The sequence below is a fragment of the Streptomyces sp. NPDC031426 genome (assembly GCF_055581585.1).
In genome coordinates this window covers 112,434-130,216 of the sequence record NZ_JBVIJE010000002.1, presented here as the reverse complement: position 1 = coordinate 130,216, position 17,783 = coordinate 112,434, and the positions used below count along the sequence as shown (strand labels likewise).

19 protein-coding genes are annotated in these 17,783 nt (G+C 72.2%); 9 read left to right on the top strand and 10 right to left on the bottom strand.

The window, feature by feature from the left end; translation table 11 throughout:
• Nucleotides 1-124 precede the first annotated feature (124 nt).
• Complete coding sequence (locus tag ACZ5NH_RS03635) at nucleotides 125-817, top strand: DUF4232 domain-containing protein (protein WP_468772807.1); 693 nt, start codon at nucleotides 125-127, stop codon at nucleotides 815-817.
• Between the two features lie 197 nt (nucleotides 818-1,014).
• Complete coding sequence (locus ACZ5NH_RS03630) at nucleotides 1,015-2,253, top strand: polysaccharide deacetylase family protein (RefSeq protein WP_468772806.1); 1,239 nt, start codon at nucleotides 1,015-1,017, stop codon at nucleotides 2,251-2,253.
• 149 nt (nucleotides 2,254-2,402) lie between these two features.
• Here the strand turns inward: ACZ5NH_RS03630 and ACZ5NH_RS03625 are convergent, their stop codons facing one another.
• Both ACZ5NH_RS03625 and ACZ5NH_RS03620 read right to left on the bottom strand, forming a co-directional pair.
• Nucleotides 2,403-4,403, bottom strand: coding sequence for an RICIN domain-containing protein (locus ACZ5NH_RS03625; protein ID WP_468772805.1), 2,001 nt, complete (start codon nucleotides 4,401-4,403; stop codon nucleotides 2,403-2,405).
• Between the two features lie 284 nt (nucleotides 4,404-4,687).
• A complete protein-coding gene (locus ACZ5NH_RS03620; protein ID WP_468772804.1) occupies nucleotides 4,688-5,602 on the bottom strand; it encodes a helix-turn-helix domain-containing protein in 915 nt (304 codons plus the stop codon).
• 74 nt (nucleotides 5,603-5,676) lie between these two features.
• On the opposite strand from ACZ5NH_RS03620, the gene ACZ5NH_RS03615 reads away from it, so the two are divergent.
• Nucleotides 5,677-6,486, top strand: coding sequence for a phytanoyl-CoA dioxygenase family protein (locus ACZ5NH_RS03615; protein WP_468772803.1), 810 nt, complete (start codon nucleotides 5,677-5,679; stop codon nucleotides 6,484-6,486).
• Between the two features lie 12 nt (nucleotides 6,487-6,498).
• Here ACZ5NH_RS03615 and ACZ5NH_RS03610 read toward each other — a convergent pair whose 3' ends face one another.
• A complete protein-coding gene (locus tag ACZ5NH_RS03610; protein WP_468772802.1) occupies nucleotides 6,499-7,467 on the bottom strand; it encodes an aldo/keto reductase in 969 nt (322 codons plus the stop codon).
• Between the two features lie 193 nt (nucleotides 7,468-7,660).
• Here ACZ5NH_RS03610 and ACZ5NH_RS03605 point away from each other — a divergent pair, with 193 nt between their 5' ends.
• Together ACZ5NH_RS03605 and ACZ5NH_RS03600 are read left to right on the top strand one after the other, a co-directional pair.
• Complete coding sequence (locus ACZ5NH_RS03605; protein WP_468772801.1) at nucleotides 7,661-8,485, top strand: endo alpha-1,4 polygalactosaminidase; 825 nt, start codon at nucleotides 7,661-7,663, stop codon at nucleotides 8,483-8,485.
• A 189-nt stretch (nucleotides 8,486-8,674) separates the two neighbouring features.
• Nucleotides 8,675-9,544 (top strand): hypothetical protein, encoded by an 870-nt coding sequence (locus tag ACZ5NH_RS03600; RefSeq protein ID WP_468772800.1) that lies wholly within the window; start codon nucleotides 8,675-8,677, stop codon nucleotides 9,542-9,544.
• Here the strand turns inward: ACZ5NH_RS03600 and ACZ5NH_RS03595 are convergent.
• Nucleotides 9,541-10,065: a flavoprotein gene (locus ACZ5NH_RS03595; protein WP_468772799.1), complete on the bottom strand. Its 525-nt coding sequence runs from the start codon at nucleotides 10,063-10,065 to the stop codon at nucleotides 9,541-9,543. The two genes, ACZ5NH_RS03600 and ACZ5NH_RS03595, sit on opposite strands and share 4 nt — an antisense overlap.
• Nucleotides 10,066-10,090: 25 nt before the next feature.
• Nucleotides 10,091-10,552, bottom strand: coding sequence for a nuclear transport factor 2 family protein (locus ACZ5NH_RS03590; RefSeq protein ID WP_468772798.1), 462 nt, complete (start codon nucleotides 10,550-10,552; stop codon nucleotides 10,091-10,093).
• A gap of 117 nt (nucleotides 10,553-10,669) precedes the next feature.
• Here ACZ5NH_RS03590 and ACZ5NH_RS03585 point away from each other — a divergent pair, with 117 nt between their 5' ends.
• The gene (locus tag ACZ5NH_RS03585; protein ID WP_468772797.1) at nucleotides 10,670-11,269 is read left to right on the top strand and encodes a TetR/AcrR family transcriptional regulator; all 600 of its coding nucleotides are present in this window, start codon (nucleotides 10,670-10,672) and stop codon (nucleotides 11,267-11,269) included.
• Here the strand turns inward: ACZ5NH_RS03585 and ACZ5NH_RS03580 are convergent.
• Nucleotides 11,256-11,444, bottom strand: a complete 189-nt coding sequence (locus ACZ5NH_RS03580) for a ferredoxin (RefSeq protein ID WP_388625292.1) — start codon at nucleotides 11,442-11,444, stop codon at nucleotides 11,256-11,258. The two genes, ACZ5NH_RS03585 and ACZ5NH_RS03580, sit on opposite strands and share 14 nt — an antisense overlap.
• Nucleotides 11,445-11,456: 12 nt before the next feature.
• Nucleotides 11,457-12,686, bottom strand: a complete 1,230-nt coding sequence (locus tag ACZ5NH_RS03575; protein ID WP_468772796.1) for a cytochrome P450 — start codon at nucleotides 12,684-12,686, stop codon at nucleotides 11,457-11,459.
• 712 nt (nucleotides 12,687-13,398) lie between these two features.
• On the opposite strand from ACZ5NH_RS03575, the gene ACZ5NH_RS03570 reads away from it, so the two are divergent.
• Nucleotides 13,399-13,848 (top strand): nitroreductase family deazaflavin-dependent oxidoreductase, encoded by a 450-nt coding sequence (locus ACZ5NH_RS03570; protein ID WP_388625288.1) that lies wholly within the window; start codon nucleotides 13,399-13,401, stop codon nucleotides 13,846-13,848.
• A gap of 89 nt (nucleotides 13,849-13,937) precedes the next feature.
• Here ACZ5NH_RS03570 and ACZ5NH_RS03565 read toward each other — a convergent pair whose 3' ends face one another.
• The gene (locus tag ACZ5NH_RS03565) at nucleotides 13,938-14,912 is read right to left on the bottom strand and encodes a cation diffusion facilitator family transporter (protein ID WP_468772795.1); all 975 of its coding nucleotides are present in this window, start codon (nucleotides 14,910-14,912) and stop codon (nucleotides 13,938-13,940) included.
• Between the two features lie 151 nt (nucleotides 14,913-15,063).
• Here ACZ5NH_RS03565 and ACZ5NH_RS03560 point away from each other — a divergent pair, with 151 nt between their 5' ends.
• A complete protein-coding gene (locus tag ACZ5NH_RS03560; protein ID WP_468772794.1) occupies nucleotides 15,064-16,086 on the top strand; it encodes a glutathione S-transferase family protein in 1,023 nt (340 codons plus the stop codon).
• 28 nt (nucleotides 16,087-16,114) lie between these two features.
• Nucleotides 16,115-16,420 (top strand): DUF4235 domain-containing protein, encoded by a 306-nt coding sequence (locus ACZ5NH_RS03555; protein ID WP_388625284.1) that lies wholly within the window; start codon nucleotides 16,115-16,117, stop codon nucleotides 16,418-16,420.
• A gap of 29 nt (nucleotides 16,421-16,449) precedes the next feature.
• Here ACZ5NH_RS03555 and ACZ5NH_RS03550 read toward each other — a convergent pair whose 3' ends face one another.
• Both ACZ5NH_RS03550 and ACZ5NH_RS03545 read right to left on the bottom strand, forming a co-directional pair.
• The gene (locus tag ACZ5NH_RS03550) at nucleotides 16,450-16,911 is read right to left on the bottom strand and encodes a pyridoxamine 5'-phosphate oxidase family protein (RefSeq protein ID WP_468772793.1); all 462 of its coding nucleotides are present in this window, start codon (nucleotides 16,909-16,911) and stop codon (nucleotides 16,450-16,452) included.
• 44 nt (nucleotides 16,912-16,955) lie between these two features.
• On the bottom strand, nucleotides 16,956-17,675 hold the full coding sequence (locus tag ACZ5NH_RS03545; protein WP_450986728.1) for a TetR/AcrR family transcriptional regulator: 720 nt from the start codon (nucleotides 17,673-17,675) through the stop codon (nucleotides 16,956-16,958).
• Nucleotides 17,676-17,783: the final 108 nt, after the last annotated feature.

Sequence of the window (17,783 nt, the reverse complement as noted above, 5' to 3'; positions counted from 1 at the left end):
AAAGATTCCTGCGTGTGCCGAACTCTTCCGGCGCTGCGAGCATCGGAGCGTGCGGACGGCGCACCCAGCGCTTCCAGGCACGCGTTCCGGCGCGTGCCATGACCCTCCAGGAGTGTTGAGCGACATGGTGTACACCCCCCGGTCCGCGCGGCGCGGGGCCCTGCTCGTGGGCACGGTCTCCGTGCTGGGCCTGCTGACCGCCTGTGGCAACGGCAAGGACGTCCACAGCAACTCGCCGGTCACGGTCTCCGGTACGGCAGCGCCGGCGACGGGCACCACGAAGAGCCCGGCCTCCGCCACGTCCGCCCCGGACGGCACCCCGACCGGTGCCACGACGTCCTCCGCCTCGACGGCGGCCCCCTCCGCGAGTGGCGGCGGTGCGGGCACGGCCGCGGCGGGCACCCGCTGCCACACCTTCGAGCTGAGCGCCTCGGTGGGCCGCAACAGCCCGGGCGCCGGCCAGGAGAACTTTCCGGTGGTCCTCACCAACAGGTCCGGCCGGACCTGCACCGTGCGCGGCTTTCCGGGCGCGGCGTTCGTGAACGGCTCCGGCAGCCGGATCGGCCCGGATCCCAAGCGTGAGTCGGGCTCTCCCGCGACCATCACCCTGAAGCCCGGCCAGAGCGCCTGGGCCGGGCTGACCTTCTCCAACCCCGGCATCAGCGGCGCCAAGACGGCCACCCCGGCCGCGCTGCTGGTGACGCCGCCGGACGAGCGGGACTCGCTGAAGGTCGCGTGGACGGGTGGAGCGGTGCCCGTCTCCGGGAACTCCTCCTCCGTCTTCCTGTCGGTGTTCAGCCCCGGCACGGCGCCCTGACCGGCCCGGACACCCCCGAGAACCCCGCTGTCCCGCTCCCTGGGCAGCGGGGTTCATCATGCTCGCGCCACAACTGTCACAGGACGGCAACAGGCCCCCGAGGCCACGATCTTTCCCCCGGCTCCCGTCATCGAACCCGTCGACCAATACCGGCGAGCAGGCCCCACAGGGGCCGTGACAAGGGAATCGGGGACAAGATGAGCGGGATCTCACGCAGGCGGGTGCTGACGGCGGGCGCGGCCGCGGGCGCCCTGGGCACGCTGGCCGCGTGTTCCTCCGGCACCGGCCTGCGGGTCGACGGCCCGGCGGACGGCACGGGCACCGCCCAGGGCCGTCCGGTGAAGCCGATCGGCGACGGCTCCACGGCCGACACCGGGGCCCAGCCGCACCAGCCGAAGCCCGAACGGCTGAGGCCCGGCCAGAAGCCCCCGCAGTTCGTGGTGTTCTCCTGGGACGGCGCGGGAGAGCTGAGCAACCAGCTCTTCTCCCGGTTCCGCAAGGTCGCCGCCGACCACGGCGCCAAGATGACCTTCTTCCTCAGCGGCATCTACACGCTGCCCGAGTCCAAGAAGCACCTGTACCGTCCGCCGCAGCACCCGGTCGGCGCCTCCGCCATCGGCTACCTCGCCGACCGGCACATCCACGCCACCCTCCAGCAGGTCCGCGCGGCCTGGCTGGAGGGCCACGAGATCGGCACCCACTTCAACGGTCACTTCTGCGGCGCGACCGGCGTGCGCAACTGGTCCTCCGCCGAGTGGCGCAGCGAGATAGACCAGGCGGTCGACTTCGTGACCCAGTGGAAGACCAACACCGGCTTCACCGACCTTGAGCCGCTGCCCTTCGACTACCGCAAGGAGCTGATCGGCGGCCGTACCCCCTGTCTGGAGGGCCAGGCCAACCTGCTGCCCACGGCAGCCGCGCTGGGCTGGAAGTACGACGCCAGCTCCCCCGGCGGGCTGCAGATCTGGCCGGGCAAGGTGCAGGGCGGGAAGATCTGGGACTTCCCGCTGCAGTCCATACCGTTCCCCGGGCACAACTTCCAGGTCCTGTCGATGGACTACAACATGATGTTCAACCAGTCCGGCGGCAATCCGAACGGCGACCGCGCGCAGTTCGACGCCTGGCGCACCCAGGCCCGCGACGCCTATGTCGCCGGTTTCCAGCGCGCGTACACGACCAACCGCGCCCCGTTCTTCATCGGCAACCACTTCGAGCGCTGGAACGGCGGCATCTACATGGACGCCGTCGAGGAGGCCATCGGGAAGATGGCCGCGTACGGCGACGATGTGCGGTTCGTGTCGTTCAAGCAGCTCGTGGCCTGGCTGGAGGCGCAGGACCCGGCGATGCTGCGCAAGCTGCGCACGCTGGTGCCGGGACAGGCCCCGGCGGGCGGCTGGGAGGAGTTCCTGGGCGCGGCGGGCAGCCACAGCTCGTAGCCGCCGAACGTCGCCTGTTTTCATGGGCGGGCACCAACTGATCCATGCCGGAAGGACCCGCCCACCTGATCAACAATCTGCCCGCGGTACCGGGCCTGCGGCCCCGGGGCTCGGCACCATCCCACCGCCGCCGCGGCACCGCCCCTGAGTCAGCGGAGGTGGCGCCCACCGCCGTAGCCCCCGCCGTCCCCGTATCCCCCGCTGCCCCAGCCGCAGTAGTACGGGTACGCGGAGCAGGGGTCGGGCGTGGCGGACGGCGTCGGTGGCGGACTCGACCTCGTGGCCGTGGGTGCCGGGGCTGCGGTGCTCTTCCTCGGTGCGGGCGCGGGCGCCGGAGCCGTGGGATGCGGGGTGGCGGCCGGCGCCGGGGTGATGCCGCTGTCCCAGTCGACGTTCTGCATCTGCAGTTCGGGCTCGGTGGTGTCGACGGACCACCGCTGGTCGGCGCCGGGGGCGCGGTTCTTGAGGACGAGGGCGCCGGAGCCGTCGGTGGCCGCCGGGGTGAGCGCCAGGTCCTGGTTCCAGCGGGGTATCAGGGCGCCCTGGAGGGTGAAGTCGTAGCGGATGTTCCTGGCGGCCTCGCCGGTGGCCGAGCAGGGGGCGAGGCGGACCGAGTAACCGAGATGGGAGTCCAGGCACAGGCCGGGCGCGGAGGAGTTGCGCAGCAGTCCGTCGGTCTCGTACGTCCACTGCTGGCTCGGGGTCGTGGAGCAGGGGGCGAGTTCGGTCTCGGCGTCCTTGACGGCCTTCTTGCCGACGACGCCGACACAGAGTCCTGAGGCGAGGTTGTGCAGCCGGCCGTGCAGGGTGCCGCCGCCGGCCGCGTGCGCACCGGCCCGGGACGCGCCGGGATTCGAAGTGTCCTTGCCCGGCGCCGGGGAAGACGCGCCCTTGCCGTCGGGGGACCCTCCGTCACCCGACCCGAGCACCGACCACAGCACCAGGGGCAGCACGACCAGCCCGCTGACGGTGACGACGGCCAGGGCGAGATTCCGCCGCCGGGCACGGCGGGCACGGGCGGCCCGCTGAGCCGACCGGCGGGAGGGAACGGTGTCTCCGGGGGATCCCGGGGCACCGGCACCCGCACCGACGACAAAGTCGGCGCCATCAGCGAAGGCGGAGGCTGAGCCGGCAGAGGCGGAGGCCGACGCGGTGGCATCGGCGGAGGCCGAGGCGGCGGAAGCACCCCGGCGCGCGGACCCGCCGGAAGCACCCCGACGCTCGCCGCCGCCGGAACCACCCCGGCCCACTGACTGGGCGGAACCGGCCCGTTGCGGCGGCTCGGCGGACAGGAAGGGCTCGCCGGACGAGGGTGCGACGGTCTCGGGCCGCGGGGCCGGAGCGGCAGGCTCCTCGGCCTGGCCGGCGCGGGAGTTCACATAGGCGTGGGCGCCCCAGCCCAGGACCGCTTCGGCGAGGGCGAGGCCGAGTCCCGTGTTGAACGCGACGAGTTGGTCGGCGGTGCGGCTGCAGTGGCCGCACCGGCCCAGGTGCTCGCGCAGATCAGGGTCGATGTCGACGCCGCCGCGCCGGAAGGTCACGTCGAGCATGCGCAGATAGCGCCGGCACTCGTTCTCGGGGGCGAGTTCGCGGTGGGCCTGGAGACACTCCTCGCGCAGCCGCTCGCGGGCCCGGCGCAGCTCGGCGCGCGCGTCCTCCTCGTCCAGGCCGAGCAGCGCCGCCGGGACGGCGAGCGGTTCGGCCTCGACCTCGGTGTGCCACAGCACGGCGCGGGAGGCCTGAGGCACCCGCTGGAACGCGCGGGACAGCAGTCGCCGGCCGGGCGGCGGCAGCAGCCGGGCGGCGGCGCGCTCACCGGTGGCGCCGGACCGCAGCGCGGGGTGGAGGAGTTCCTGACGGCCGTCGTTGTCCCACTCGGCCGCGATCCGCCGGACGGCGACCAGCACATGGGGCCGCCAAGCGGCGGTCGGGCCGGACTGACGCAGCGATTCCCCGAACAGCCGGGTGAAAGCGGCGGTGGTGAGCATGCCGGCGGCACGCGCCCCGTCCGTGCACAACCGAGCGTAGGCGAAGGCCGCTTCCCAGTGCCGGTCGAGGAGTTCACCGACGGGATGGAGCGCGGGTGTCCCTCCCGTCCACTTCTTCAGCTCGGCACTGAGTTGCTCGTCCGACCGGCCTGCCTCATTCACGACTGCATTCCTCCAGACGTGATACGGAAATTAGTCCATACCAAGCAGTATGGGAAGGTGGTGGGCTGCTCGAACGTCCACCTGAGGCGGCTCTTTTGAAGCGTGGGGGGTGTACGGGGAGCGGCCTGGCGCATACAGCGGGAAATGCGATGAGCCTGCGCGCCGACAGCGCACACTTTTGCACAGCGACACAGGCGCGAACAAGGGATCTCTCGATTATCGACAATCACCGTTGACACGGATCCTTATTGACGCCGATTCAAAGTAATCCCTTTCTCCGCCTATTACGGCCGTTCGCCCGCCCGGTAGGCGCCGGGCGGCACTCCGTAGCGTTCCCGGAAAACCCGGCTGAAGTGGAAGGGACTGCTGAATCCGGAGGCCGCCGCCACCCGTTCCACCGTGAGGTCGGTGGCCTCCAGCAGCCGGGCCGCGTGCCGCAGCCGGGCCTCGCGCAGCGCCCGCATCGGTGACCGGCCGGTGCGCAGGGTGAACAGGTGGGCGAATCGGGACGGGGACAGCGCGACGCTCTCGGCGAGCGAGCGGACGGTGTGCGGAGCGCCGGGATGGGCAGCGATCAGCTCCTCGGCCCGGCGCACCCGGGTGTCGGTGTCCGCCGCGTGCAGCGGCGTCCGGGCGCCGCCGGCGGCGAGCAGGACGATCTCTTCCAGTGCGCACAGGGCCAGTTCCCGCGCCAGGCTGCCGTGCGCCACGGCCACCGGGTCCGGCTCGCGGGGTGTGGCCTCGGCCGGGATGCCCTCGGCCGGTCCGCGGGCGTCGGTGAGCATCCGGCCGAACGCCGCCTCGATCCGGCCGTGCAGGGCGCCGGGCACGGACGTCACGGCGTACAGGCCGTCGGACACGGCGTACGGGGCGAGCCAGGCCGTCCAGGACGGACGGGCCTGGCAGTGCGTCCACCAGAACCGCCAGCTCCCGGCGCCGGACGCGACGGCGTAGTGGTGCCCGGTGCCCGGGGCGAGCACCACGAGGTCCCCGGTGCCGACGCGGGCCCGGGCGGCGCCCTGGCGCAGCAGTCCGCAGCCGTCGAGGGTGAAGGTGAACAGCCAACTGTCCGAGCCGCGGGGCCGGTTGACGCCATAGCCCGGCCGCTGGTCGTAGCGGCCGGTCACGACGAGTCCGGGCGGCGGGGACGGGTCGGCGGCGGCAGCCGTCACGGGCAGGTCCTCAGCATGCACGGGCATCCTCCCGTCGGGCGCGTCGGCCTAGCGTGACGAGTGAGTGACCACCTGACCACCGGACTCACAGGAGCGGGCACATGACAGCCACGGACAACAGCGCCATCCTCGCTCAGGCGCTGCGGCAGCGGTTCGAGGAGGACGGATTCACCGTCGCACGAGGGCTGTTCGGCCAGGACGAGACCGAGCGGCTGTGCGCCGCGTTCACCGCACTGCACGCGGCCGGTCCGGTGCCGGGCCGCTTCGAGCCCCGCCCGGCGGACCCCGACCCGCTGCGCCGGTATCCCCGGGTGATGCAGCCGCACGAATTCAGCGCGCCCGCACGTCAGTTCCTGCTGGACGCCCGGCTGCGGGCCGTGCTGGAGGTGCTGTTCGGCGAGGAGGTGCTGGCCGCGCAGAGCATGTTCTACTTCAAGCCGCCGGGTGCGCGCGGGCAGGCGCTGCACCAGGACAACTTCTATCTGCGGGTCGAACCGGGGACCTGTGTGGCGGCCTGGGTGGCCTGCGAGCCGATCGACCGGGACAACGGCGGTCTCCAGGTCGTCCCGGGCACCCACCGGATGGAGCTGTTCTGCCCCGAACTCGCCGACGAGCAGCTGTCGTTCGCTCGCGAGTACGTTCCGCCGCCGCCCGGCCTCGTACCGGTCCCCGTGGATCTGGCTCCGGGTGACGTGCTGTTCTTCAACGGCAGCCTCGTGCACGGCTCCGGGCCCAATCGCACGGCCGACCGGTTCCGGCGCTCGTTCATCGGGCACTACGTGGGCCGCTCGGCGGAACGGATCGGGGCGTACTACCGGACGCTCACGATGTCCGGCGAGCGGGTGCCGTTGCCGCAGAGCGAGGGTGCGGGTCCGTGCGGCACGGAGTTCACACCACACGGACCTCACTGAGCCGCCAGGATCTCAGTGGCCGCTGATCGCACGCGGCGTGTAGGGCTGCTCCAGCTCCTCGATCTCCTTCTCGGTCAGCTCCAGTTCCACGGCGGCCACCGCGTCCTCGATGTGGTGCGGCTTGGCGGCGCCGACGATCGGGGCCGCCACCGTGTCCTGGTGCAGAAGCCAGGCGAGGGCCACCTGGGCGCGGGGCACACCGCGGTCGTTCGCGATCCGGGTGACGGCCTCGACGATCGAGCGGTCGCTCTCCAGGTACAGACGGCTGCCGAAGTTGTCGTTGGCGCTACGCTCGGTGACCGTGCCCCAGTCGCGGGTGAGCCGGCCCCGGGCGAGCGGGCTCCACGGCAGCACGCCGACGCCCTGGTCCGCGCAGAGCGGCAGCATCTCCCGCTCCTCCTCGCGGTAGAGCAGGTTGTAGTGGTTCTGCATGGACACGAACTTGGTCCAGCCGTGCCGCTCCGCCGTGTACTGCAGCTTGGAGAACTCCCAGGCGTACATCGAACTCGCCCCGAGGTAGCGGACCTTGCCCGCCTTGACCACGTCGTGCAGCGCCTCCATCGTCTCCTCGACGGGGGTCGCGTGGTCGTAGCGGTGGATCTGGTAGAGGTCGACGTAGTCGGTGCCGAGGCGGCGCAGGCTGTGGTCGATCTCCGTCATGATGTTCTTGCGGGACAGCCCGGCGCCGTTGGGGCCCGGCCGCATCCGGCCGTGCACCTTGGTGGCCAGCACGATCTCGTCGCGGTTCGCGAACTCGCGCAGGGCCTTGCCGACGATCTCCTCGCTGGTGCCGTCGGAGTAGACGTTGGCGGTGTCGAAGAAGTTGACGCCCGCCTCCAGCGCCTGCCGGACGAGCGGGCGGGACGCCTCCTCGTCGAGGGTCCACTCGTGGACGCCGCGGTCGGGCAGGCCGTAGGTCATGCAGCCCAGACAGATCCGCGAGACGTCCAGGCCCGTCGAACCGAGCTTCACGTACTGCATCGTTGCTGCTCCTGCCTTCGGGACGATGGTCACCCACGAGCCTACGGCGTGGCCCGGCACCGGCTTGACGACCGGAGCGGGCGGGCGATTTGATCCTGCCACGCGCCGCGCCGCCCGGCGTGGGCAGGATGGAGCGGACGTGCCCCCCACGGGTGTTCTCCGCGCCGCGGGCTCCCGGAGGACCGCAGGCGCCTTGGCAGCGGCCCTGATCGTCACCCTGTCGGTGCTGGCCGGCTGCGATTCCGGCGGTTCCCGTGCCGCGGGCGGCTCCGGCGGCGAGGAGCGGCGGAGCTCGCCGAAGCCCGTGGCGGTACGGCTGCCGCCGCGGCACGCCGGGTTCGACTACCAGATCGGCGGCGCCTATCCCCCGCCGAAGGGCGTACGGATCGTCAGCCGCGACCGCTCCGACGCCCCCGCGCCCGGCCTGTACAACATCTGCTACGTCAACGCCTTCCAGGCCCAGCCCGCAGAGCGCTCCTCCTGGCCTGCCGACCTGCTGCTGCGCGATGCGCACGGCAGGGCCGTCATCGACGAGGACTGGCACGAGGCCCTGCTCGACATCCGCACCCCGGCCAAGCGGGAGCGGGTGGCCGGGCAGGTGAACCAGTGGATCGACGGCTGCGCGCAGAGGGGCTTCGACGCGGTCGAGCCGGACAACTACGACAGCTACACCCGCTCCCACCGGCTGCTCACCGCGGCCGACGCGACCGCCTTCATGACCCTGCTGTCCCGGCACGCGCACGCCCGGCACCTGGCCGTCGCGCAGAAGAACACCGCCGAGCTGGCCGGTGTGCGGGAGCGGGCCGGGCTGGACTTCGCGGTCACGGAGGAGTGCGGGCAGTACGACGAGTGCGGGGTGTTCGCCAAGGCGTTCGACGACCGGGTGGTGGACATCGAGTACAGCGACGCCGGTCTGCGGTCGGCGGTCACCCACTGGGGGGACCGGCTGAGCATCGTGCGGCGGGACCGGGACGTGTCCACTCCGGGGAGCAAGGGGTACGTGCGCGAGGCGGGGTGAGGGCTGTCCGGGGTGCCGCGTCGTCGTCCCCGGTCCGAGCAACCAGGACGGAGCCGCAGACGGACGATTCCGTTGCTGCCCCCAGGTGACCCGTCCGGCGTGGGAGCGGAACGATCGTCGTACTGTCGGCTCATCCTCGGCGCAGACGACCGGCATCCGGCCGGTCTCGGCCGCTCCGGAGGAAACGCGGTGCCGACTCGTCCCACCACTTTCAGAACCCTGGCCGGAGCCGCGCTGCTGCCGCTGGCCCTGGTCACCCCCGCCTGTGCGCAGTCCCGGCCCGCCGCCGCGCCGGCGGCCGCGCCCGCGCCCGAGGCCCCGGCGACCCTGTGCTCGGCGGCCGGCACGCTGCGCGGCGCGCACGGTGAGCAGGCCGAGGTCAGCCTGTGCGCGGACACCGGCGTCCCGAGGTTCAACATCACCGCCCCGGCCAGCTGCCGGATCGCCGGCTCCCGGGTCCGCTACGCCTGCCGCACCGAGGGCACCTGGAAGGCCACCCGGTCCGGCAAGACCCTCGGCAACGGATTGCTGCCCGGCTCGGGCCTGTACCCGGGTCCGGGCACCTACGGCCTCAGCGCCACGGTGCGGGTGCGGTCGACGCCCGATGGGGTCGATCTGAAGGGCACGGTGCAGGCCACCGTGTCGCTGACCGCGCCCAAGGCGAAGGCGACGCACTCCGTCACCGTCGACAAGAACGTGCTGCGCCGCAACGCCACGACCACCGTGACGTACACGATCCACCGGGACGCCGACGTGGGCGACGGCAACGCGCGGCTGGGGATGATCGGCGAGGAGGGCACCGGTCTGCGCATCAGCACCGCCGACAAGCGCTGCGTGAACCCGCTGGTGGGGCGGTACCCGTCGAAGACCCGGGTGGCGCACTCCCTGGACTGCACGGTGACCGAGCTGCAGCCCGGCCACCCGGAGACGCTGCAGGTCCGCTTCACGGTCGGGGCCAAGTGCTCCACGGTGGTGTCGAAACTCGGGTACTGGGTGCCGAAGGGCCAGGACATGTTCACCGGGAACATGCTGGCGGGGCCGACACTGACCTGCCGCTAGAGCAGATCCAGCGCCCGTTCCCAGGCGAAGTCCGGCCGGCCGCCGTCCGGCCCGGCCTCGCCGGTGTACGGCTCGCCGAAGCGGACGCCCATCCCGCGCAGCCGTTCCAGGCCGGCCCGGTAGGCGGGATGGGCGGCCAGTGCGTCGGCGACACAGGGCAGGACGGCGATCGGTATGCCCAGGCCCGCGGCCTCGCACAGGGTGCCGAGCGCGAGGGTGTCGGCGATGCCGGCCGCCCACTTGTTGACGGTGTTGAAGGTGGCGGGTGCCACCACGACGGCGTCCGGCGGCGGGAAGGGCCGGGGGTCGGCCGGCGTGCGCCAGGCCGATCTGACGGGCCGGCCGGTCTGCGCCGCCACGGCCGCGCTGTCGAAGAAGCCGCCCATGGCGACCGGTGTGGCGATGACGCCGACCTCCCAGTCCCGTTCCTGGGCTGCGCTGATCAGCTTGCTGACGCCGGCGGCGACCCCGGCCGCGCAGACGACGACGTAGAGGAAGGGCTTCTCGGCCTGTTCGGTCATCCCGGAACCCTACTGAACGATCACGCTACCGAAGCGGGAAGGACTGCCCTCGCTCGGCCTCCGGGCGCGGGCCGTGGATGCGGCGCTCCTTCTGCTCGATCGGTACGTCGTTGATGCTGGCCTCCCGCCGGGTCATCAGGCCGTGCTCGTCGAACTCCCACAGTTCGTTGCCGTAGGAGCGCCGCCACTGGCCGTCGGCATCGTGGCACTCGTACTGGAAGCGGACGGCGATGCGGTTGCCGTCGAAGGCCCACAGGTCCTTGCGCAGCGCGTAGTCCAGCTCGCGCTCCCATTTGGCGGTCAGGAACGCGACGATCCCGGCGCGGCCGGTGACGAAGGTGCTGCGGTTGCGCCAGACGGAGTCCTCGGAGTAGGCGAGCGCCACCTTCTGGGGGTCGCGGGTGTTCCAGGCATCCTCGGCGGCCTGGACCTTCTGCGCGGCGGTCTCGCGGGTGAACGGCGGCAAGGGCGGACGGTCGTCGGCCATGGTCTCCTCCTGGGCGCGGCAGCACCGGAGAACGAGCGTTCTCCAGGTGGCTGCTACGGTAGGAGAACGGTCGTTCTCCAGTCAAGGAGGGCGTGAGGTCAAGGGCTTCGAGGAGTCATGGTGTCGCCGACGGACAGCACGGCCGCCCGGGACAGGGCGCTCGACGCCGCCGAGGAGCTGTTCTACGCCCGGGGCGTGCAGTGCGTGGGCATGGACGAACTGCGCGGCGCGTCGGGTGTCTCGCTCAAGCGCCTCTATCAGCTGTTCCCCGCCAAGGAGCAGCTCGTCGCGGCGTACCTGGCTCGGCGGGACGAGCGCTGGCGCGGACGCCTCGCCGAGCACGTGGCACGGCAGCGGGACCGGCGGGAGCGGATCCCGGCCGTGTTCGACTGGCTGGAGGGGTGGTTCGGCGAGGACGGCTTCCGCGGCTGCGCCTGGATCAACGCCTACGGCGAGCTGGGCGCGACCTCCACGCTGGTCGCCGAGCAGGTGCGGGCCCACAAGGAGGCGTTCCGGGACTATCTGGCCTCGCTCGTGGCGGACGCCGGACTGCCCGCCGCGCTCACCGGGCCCCTGTTCCTGCTCGCCGAGGGCGCGATGGTGACGGCGGGCATCACGGGCAGCACCCGGCCTGCGGCCGAGGCCCGCGAGGCGGCGCGGGCCCTGGTGGCGGCCGCCGGTCCGGGGGGCTCGGCCGGCCGTCCTAGGACAGCCTGATCGCGCTCACCGGGCAGGCGCGGGCCGCCTCCCGGACCATCGGGTCGCCCGCGCCGTCCTCACGCCCGGGCACCAGGGTGCTGTAGCCGTCGTCGTCCTGGGTGAAGACGCGCGGTGCCGTCAGCGCGCACTGACCGGCGCCGATACAGACGTCCTTGTCGATCTCGATGTGCATGAGCAGAGCCTCTTACCAGGTCACGGGGAGTTCCAGCATCCCCTGGATCGTGTCGCCGCCCTTGAAGGGAATCTCCTCGGCCGGTACGGCGAGCCGCAGCCCCGGCAGCCGGGCCAGCAGGCTGCGCAGGGCGATCTCCAGCTCCGCGCGGGCGAGGTTCTGGCCCAGGCACTGGTGGATCCCGAAGCCGAACGCCACGTGGTGACGGGTGGGGCGGTGGAAGTCCAGCGCGTCGGGGTCGTCGTACAGCGTCGGATCGCGGTTGATCACCGAGGTCGAGAAGAGCACGCCCTCGCCGGCCCTGATGGTGGTGCCGGCGATCTCGATGTCCTCCAGCGCCACGCGCAGCAGCCCGTCCGCGATGGACAGCATCCGCATCAGCTCCTCCACGGCGGCGGGCAGCAGCGCCGGGTCGGCGCGCAACTCGGCCAGCCGGTCGGGGTGCTGGAGCAGGGTGAAGGTGCCGAGGGAGATCATGTTGGCGGTCGTCTCATGGCCGGCGACCAGCAGGATGACAGCCAGCGAGACGAGTTCGGCGCGGTCCACCGTGCCGTCGCGCAGCTGGTGGTGCACCAGGTCGTCGAGAATTCCGTCGCCGGGCTCCACCTGCTTCGCCTTGGCGTCGATGAGCCCGCCGAGATACTCCTCCAGACGGGCGCGGGCCTGCACGGAGTCGGCCGCCCGCGGGCCGCGCAGCAGCCTGCGGGACTGCTCCTCGAAGAACTCGTGGTCGGAGTACGGCACGCCCAGCAGCCCGCAGATCACCATCGACGGCACGGGCAGTGCGAAGGCGGGGACCAGGTCGGCGGGCGGCCCCTGCGCGATCATCGCATCGAGCAGACCGTCCACGGTCCGCTGGATCCACGGCCGCAGTTCGGCGGCGCGTTTGACGGTGAACGACGGGATCATCATCCGCCGCTGGCGCTGGTGTTCGGGATCGTCCACCCCGAGCAGGGCCACCCGGCGGTCACGGATGCCCGCGAAGCGTTCGGTGGGCATGGGGAAGCCGGGACGGCGGCGATCGGTGGACAGGCGGGGGTCGGCGAGCAGCGCGCGGGCGGTGGCGTGGGCGGTGACCGCCCAGACCTCGCGGCCGTCGAACAGGGTGACGCGGGACAGGGCCGGCCCGTCGCGCAGCGGCTCGTATCCGGGGGGCGGCTGGTAGGGGCAGGTGCGGTCCTGCGGGAAAGCGACGGGGTCGGCCGGGTTCGCCGGGCCGGTGGGGTCCGTCAGTTCCGTCATGGAAGACCTCGCAGACGAAGTAGTGCGTCGTGCCGATCTTCATTAGATGCCCCGGGCATCTATGGGTCGACTGCAAGTTCGGCCAGTTCGGCGATGTGGGTGATCTGGCCGAAGAACAGGGGTCACAGGGACGGAAACCGGCCGGAGTCCGTCCACGTTTCACGGTAACCGATGGCTCGCGCCGGAGGCGGCGAAGGCGCGCGCCACGGCCGGGCCGGCCTCGTCCACGTGATGCTGTAAGACCAGGCCGTCCCGGGAAGCCAGGTGCGGGGCCAACCGGGTGGCACAGACACCGGCCGTCCGGCGCGGTCGTCCGGCCGGCGCCGCCGCCAGCCCCGTGCCGCCGCCAGCCCCGCGCCGCCGCCAGACCCGTGCCACCGCCAGACCGGTGCCACCGCCAGACCGGTGCCACCGCCAGACCGGTGCCACCGCCAGACCGGTGCCGCCGTCCGCCCGGTGCGGTTGTCCGCCCGGTGCGGTTGTCCGCCGGATGGCGCCGGGCCCGAGCGTGTCCTCGCCGTCGGCCAGGATCTGCCCGACACGGGTGACCGCCGGGCGGGCGGTCGGTACGCGGGCGCCGCCGCGTTGCGCGATTGCCGGGAGGTTGTCACCCGGTCGGCGCAAGTGATCCGCGGTAAGGATGATTCGCGGGGCCGCCGGTGTTGAATGCCGATGGCAGATGGCTGTTGGACCGACGAAGGGGACGGATCCCATGCCTCTTGAGGGCGAGTACGAACCCAGCCCGGCGCAGTGGGTGCGCGAGCAGGTCGAGCTGTACGAGAGCTCCGGCGGGACGAAGGGCACGACGCTGATGGACACCGGGCTGCCGGTCGTCCTGCTGACCAGCCGGGGCGCGAAGAGCGGAAAGATCCGCAAGACGCCGTTGATGCGGGTGGAACACGAGGGGACGTACGCGGTGGTCGCCTCCCAGGGTGGTGCGCCCAAGCACCCGGTGTGGTACTTCAACATCACCTCCGATCCGCAGGTCGAGTTGCAGGACGGGCCGGTCAAGCGGGACATGAGGGCCCGTGAGGTCACCGGCGAGGAGAAGGCCCGGTGGTGGGAGCGGGCCGTCGCCGCGTACCCGCCGTACGCCGACTACCAGAAGAAGACGGCGCGGGAGATCCCGGTCTTCGTACTGGAACCCCTCGACGCGAGCTGATGAGAGCTGATTCGCGCCGGGCACCGGCGGGATTCGGAAGAATCTGCGCCGGGGAGGTGTGAACCCGTCCCGGGGCGGGCACCCGTGCGTCAGGCCCCGCCGCGTTCCCCCGTCGCGGCGGGGCTCTCTCGTGCCTCGCCGGCCGGCCGGTCGGTCACGTCGAGGAAGATCTGCCCGGCTTCGGGGAACGTCCGGGCCAGCGACCGCTTGATGCGTACGGCGACCTCCTCCACCCGCTCGCTGTCCAGACCCGGCACCAGGTCGATGCGCGCGGCCACCAGGGTGGAGTACAGGCCCGTCTTCATCGTGAACAGCGCCTCGACGCTGTCGATCTCCGGCTGTGCCCGCAGCAGCGAGCGGATCCTGCCGCTCAGCTCCGGGTCGGCGGCCTCCCCGATGAGCCGGTCGCGGGCGTCACGGCCGAGCCGGTAGGCGACGTACACCAGCAGGACGCCGATCGCCAGCGAGGCGGACGCCTCCCAGGCGACCTGCCCGGTCACCATGTGCAGACCCATCCCGGCGAGAGCGAGCGTCACGCCGAGCACCGCCGTGCCGTCCTCGGCGACCACGGTGCGCAGCGCCGGGTCGGCCACCGAGCCGAGGCCCGCGCCCTGCCGGCGCACCTGGTGCAGGGCCCGCAGCAGCGAGACGCCCTCGGCGACGAGGGCCACGCCCAGCACGATCAGGCCCGCCACATAGCCGCTGAACTTCTCCTGCGTGCCCTGACGCAGGGCCTCGAAGCCCTGGAAGAAGGAGAAACAGCCGCCCATGACGAAGATACCGACCGCGGCGAGGAGGGACCAGAAGAAGCGTTCCTTGCCGTAGCCGAAGGGGTGCTGTGCGTCCGCGGGGCGGCGGCTGCGGCGCAGCGCGGCCAGCAGGAACACCTCGTTGAAGCTGTCGGCGACGGAGTGCGCGGCCTCGGACAGCAGCGCGGGCGAGCCGGCGAGGACACCGCCGGCGGCCTTGGCGACGGCGATCACCAGGTTGGCGGCGAGCGCCACCAGGACGGTGACCTTGGTCTGCCGGTCCGCTTTCGAGCCCGTGCCGGGCGCGTGGTCCATGGCCGTGCGTGCGGCCTTCTCCCCCTCTGAGAATGTCCCGCTCACCTAACGCCGACTGCCCCCGAGCGGGCGGATCACACCGTGCGGGCGGCGGAAGACGGGGAACGCGTTGCCCGAGGAGCCCGGCCGGCGAGGACGGCGAGGAGGAGACATGGAAGGCGACGGCGAAGGCAACCGCGCCTACGGGCACAAGACGTTCACCCGGTCCAGGAGCCACTTCACGGACCGGATCACCGCCGACGGCCGGGACGGCCGGCCGGTCGAGGCGGGCCGTTACCGGCTGGTGGTCTCGCGCGCCTGTCCGTGGGCGAGCCGGGCGGTGATCTCACGCCGGCTGCTGGGCCTGGAGGACGCGCTGTCGTTGGCGGTCGCCGATCCCGTCCAGGACGACCGCAGCTGGCGGTTCACCCTGGACCCGGACGGCCGCGACCCGGTGCTCGGCATCCGGTTCCTGAGTGAGGCCCACGACCGCCGCGAGACCGGTTACCCGGGCGGGGTCAGCGTGCCCGCGGTCGTGGACGTCCCCAGCGGACGGCTGGTCACCAACGACTACCAGCGGCTCACCCTGGACCTGGCCACCGAGTGGACGGCCCTGCACCGGGCCGGCGCGCCCGATCTGTACTCGGCCGGCCGGCGCGAGGAGATCGACCGGGTGACGGCCGGGGTGTACGAGGACGTGAACAACGGCGTGTACCGGGCCGGGTTCGCCACGCACCAGAAGGAGTACGAGGACGCGTGCGCGGGCGTCTTCCGGCGGCTGGAACTGCTCGCCGAGCGGCTGGCCGGACAGCGGTATCTGGTCGGCGACACCCTCACGGAAGCGGACATCCGGCTGTTCACGACGCTGGTCCGGTTCGACGCCGTCTATCACGGCCACTTCAAGTGCAACCGCTGGAAGCTGACGGAGATCCCGGTGCTGTGGGCGTACGCCCGGGACCTGTTCCAGACGCCCGGGTTCGGTGACACGGTCGACTTCGACCACATCAAGCGGCACTACTACCAGGTGCACACCGGCATCAACCCGACCGGCATCGTGCCGCTCGGCCCCGATCTCGCCGGCTGGCTGACTCCGCACCACCGCCAGGAGCTGGACGGACGGCCCTTCGGGGACGGTACCCCACCGGGCCCGGTGCCGCCCGGCGAACGGGTGGCCCCCGGCGGAAGGCCCGCATGAGGGCCGTCCGGCGAGGAAGAAGTGACACATGGCCAAGACAAAGAAGAAGAAGCTTCCCGTCGTCTACCAGCCGATCGGTTTCGTGCTCAGCTGGGCGGGCGGCGCGCTGGCCGGTATGGCCTTCCGGAAGGCGTGGATGGCGCTCCGGCACGAGGAGGACGCGCCGGACGCGTTGGACGAGGACCGGGGGTGGGGGGAGATTCTGCTGGCGGCGGCGGTGCAGGGGGCGATCTTCGCGGTGGTGCGCAGTGCGGTGAATCGTACCGGCGCGAAGGCGATCGCCCGGTCCACGGGGGTTTGGCCTGTGGCTTCCAAGGAGGGGGGCCGGGGCTGAGCCGCGTACCGAACACAGCCCCGCGCCGCCTACGGGGTGATCCATTCACCGTCTCTCATCAACTCCCGGCCCCTCAGCTCGTTCTCCTCGCGCCACGCCTGCACACGCTGCGGGAGAACCCTGAAGTACAGGTAGCGGGTGGCGAGTTGGCGGGGGTCGAAGCCCGTCTTGCCGGCGAAGACCTCGGCGTCCTCCTCGGGGAAGTCCTCCGGGGTCCACGACTGGACGGTGCCCTCGATCATGACGACGTCCCGTGTCGGGCCGAGGCCGAGCCGGGCGCGGCCGGTGGCGACGAGGTTGCGGCCGGTGGGGCTCTCGGCCGGGGTGGCGATCAGCACGGTGGCGCCGTCCCATACGAAGGACAACGGCACGAGATAGGGGGCGGCGCCGTCGGGGCCGGCGGTGGCGACCCACACGTCGACGTCGTTCTCCAGCCGGTGGAGGGTGTCCTTCTTGCGCTCTGCGGCGGTGCGGGCGGGCGGTGGGGTCATGGCGTACGGCCTCCTCGGGATCCGGATCCCGTCCAGTGTGGCCGTCAGCCCCGGCTCCCCGCACGAATGTGATCGAGGCGTGTCCGCGCCGCCGTGAGAAGCAGTTCGAGGGCGGCCGGGTAGGAGCTGGACCGCATGGTGGCGACGAGATGGGGCGCGGTGGCCGCGATGTGCGGGTGGGTGTCGGCGGGCAGCCGGCCGTAGGTGCTGCGCCATACGTCCGCCTCGGCCTCGCGCGCGGCCCTCGGCAGGGCGGTGCCCGCGGAGTCCAGGGCGCCGAAGGCGAGGGCCTGGTCGACGAACGCGTGGTAGATCCGCACCGCCTCCGGGTCCGGGAAGCCCGCCCGGCGCAGTACGCCGAGGATGCTCTCCACGGCCTGGATCTCCTGGGCTCGCCCGGTGACGCGGTGGGCGCTGAGCATCGCCGCCCGGGGGTGTGCGAGCGCCCCGGCGTGCATACGCAGGCCCAGATCGCGCAGGTCGGCCGCCCAGTCGCCGGTCGGCCGCCAGGTCCGCAGGGTGCGGCCGATCAGCTCGTCGGCGATGGCCAGCATCAGGTCGTCGGTGTGCCGGAAGTACCGGTAGAGGGAGCTGGGGTCGGCGCCGAGAGCCCGGCCGAGGCGGCGCACGGAGAGCGCGTCGGCGCCGTGCTCCTCGATCAGCCGGAGGGCGGTCTCCACGATCAGCTCCTCGGAGAGCACCACGCCCTGTTTGGTGGGGCGGCGTCGCTGCCGGGCGGCGGCCGGGACAACGCGGTCGGTCATGGGGCCTCCCTCGGGTGTGTCGGCACCTTACGACAACACCGTTGACCTGTTAAGTGCCCCGGCAGTTTCATTTCCGGTCACCGGGGCCGTCCGGGGCCCCGCGGTGCG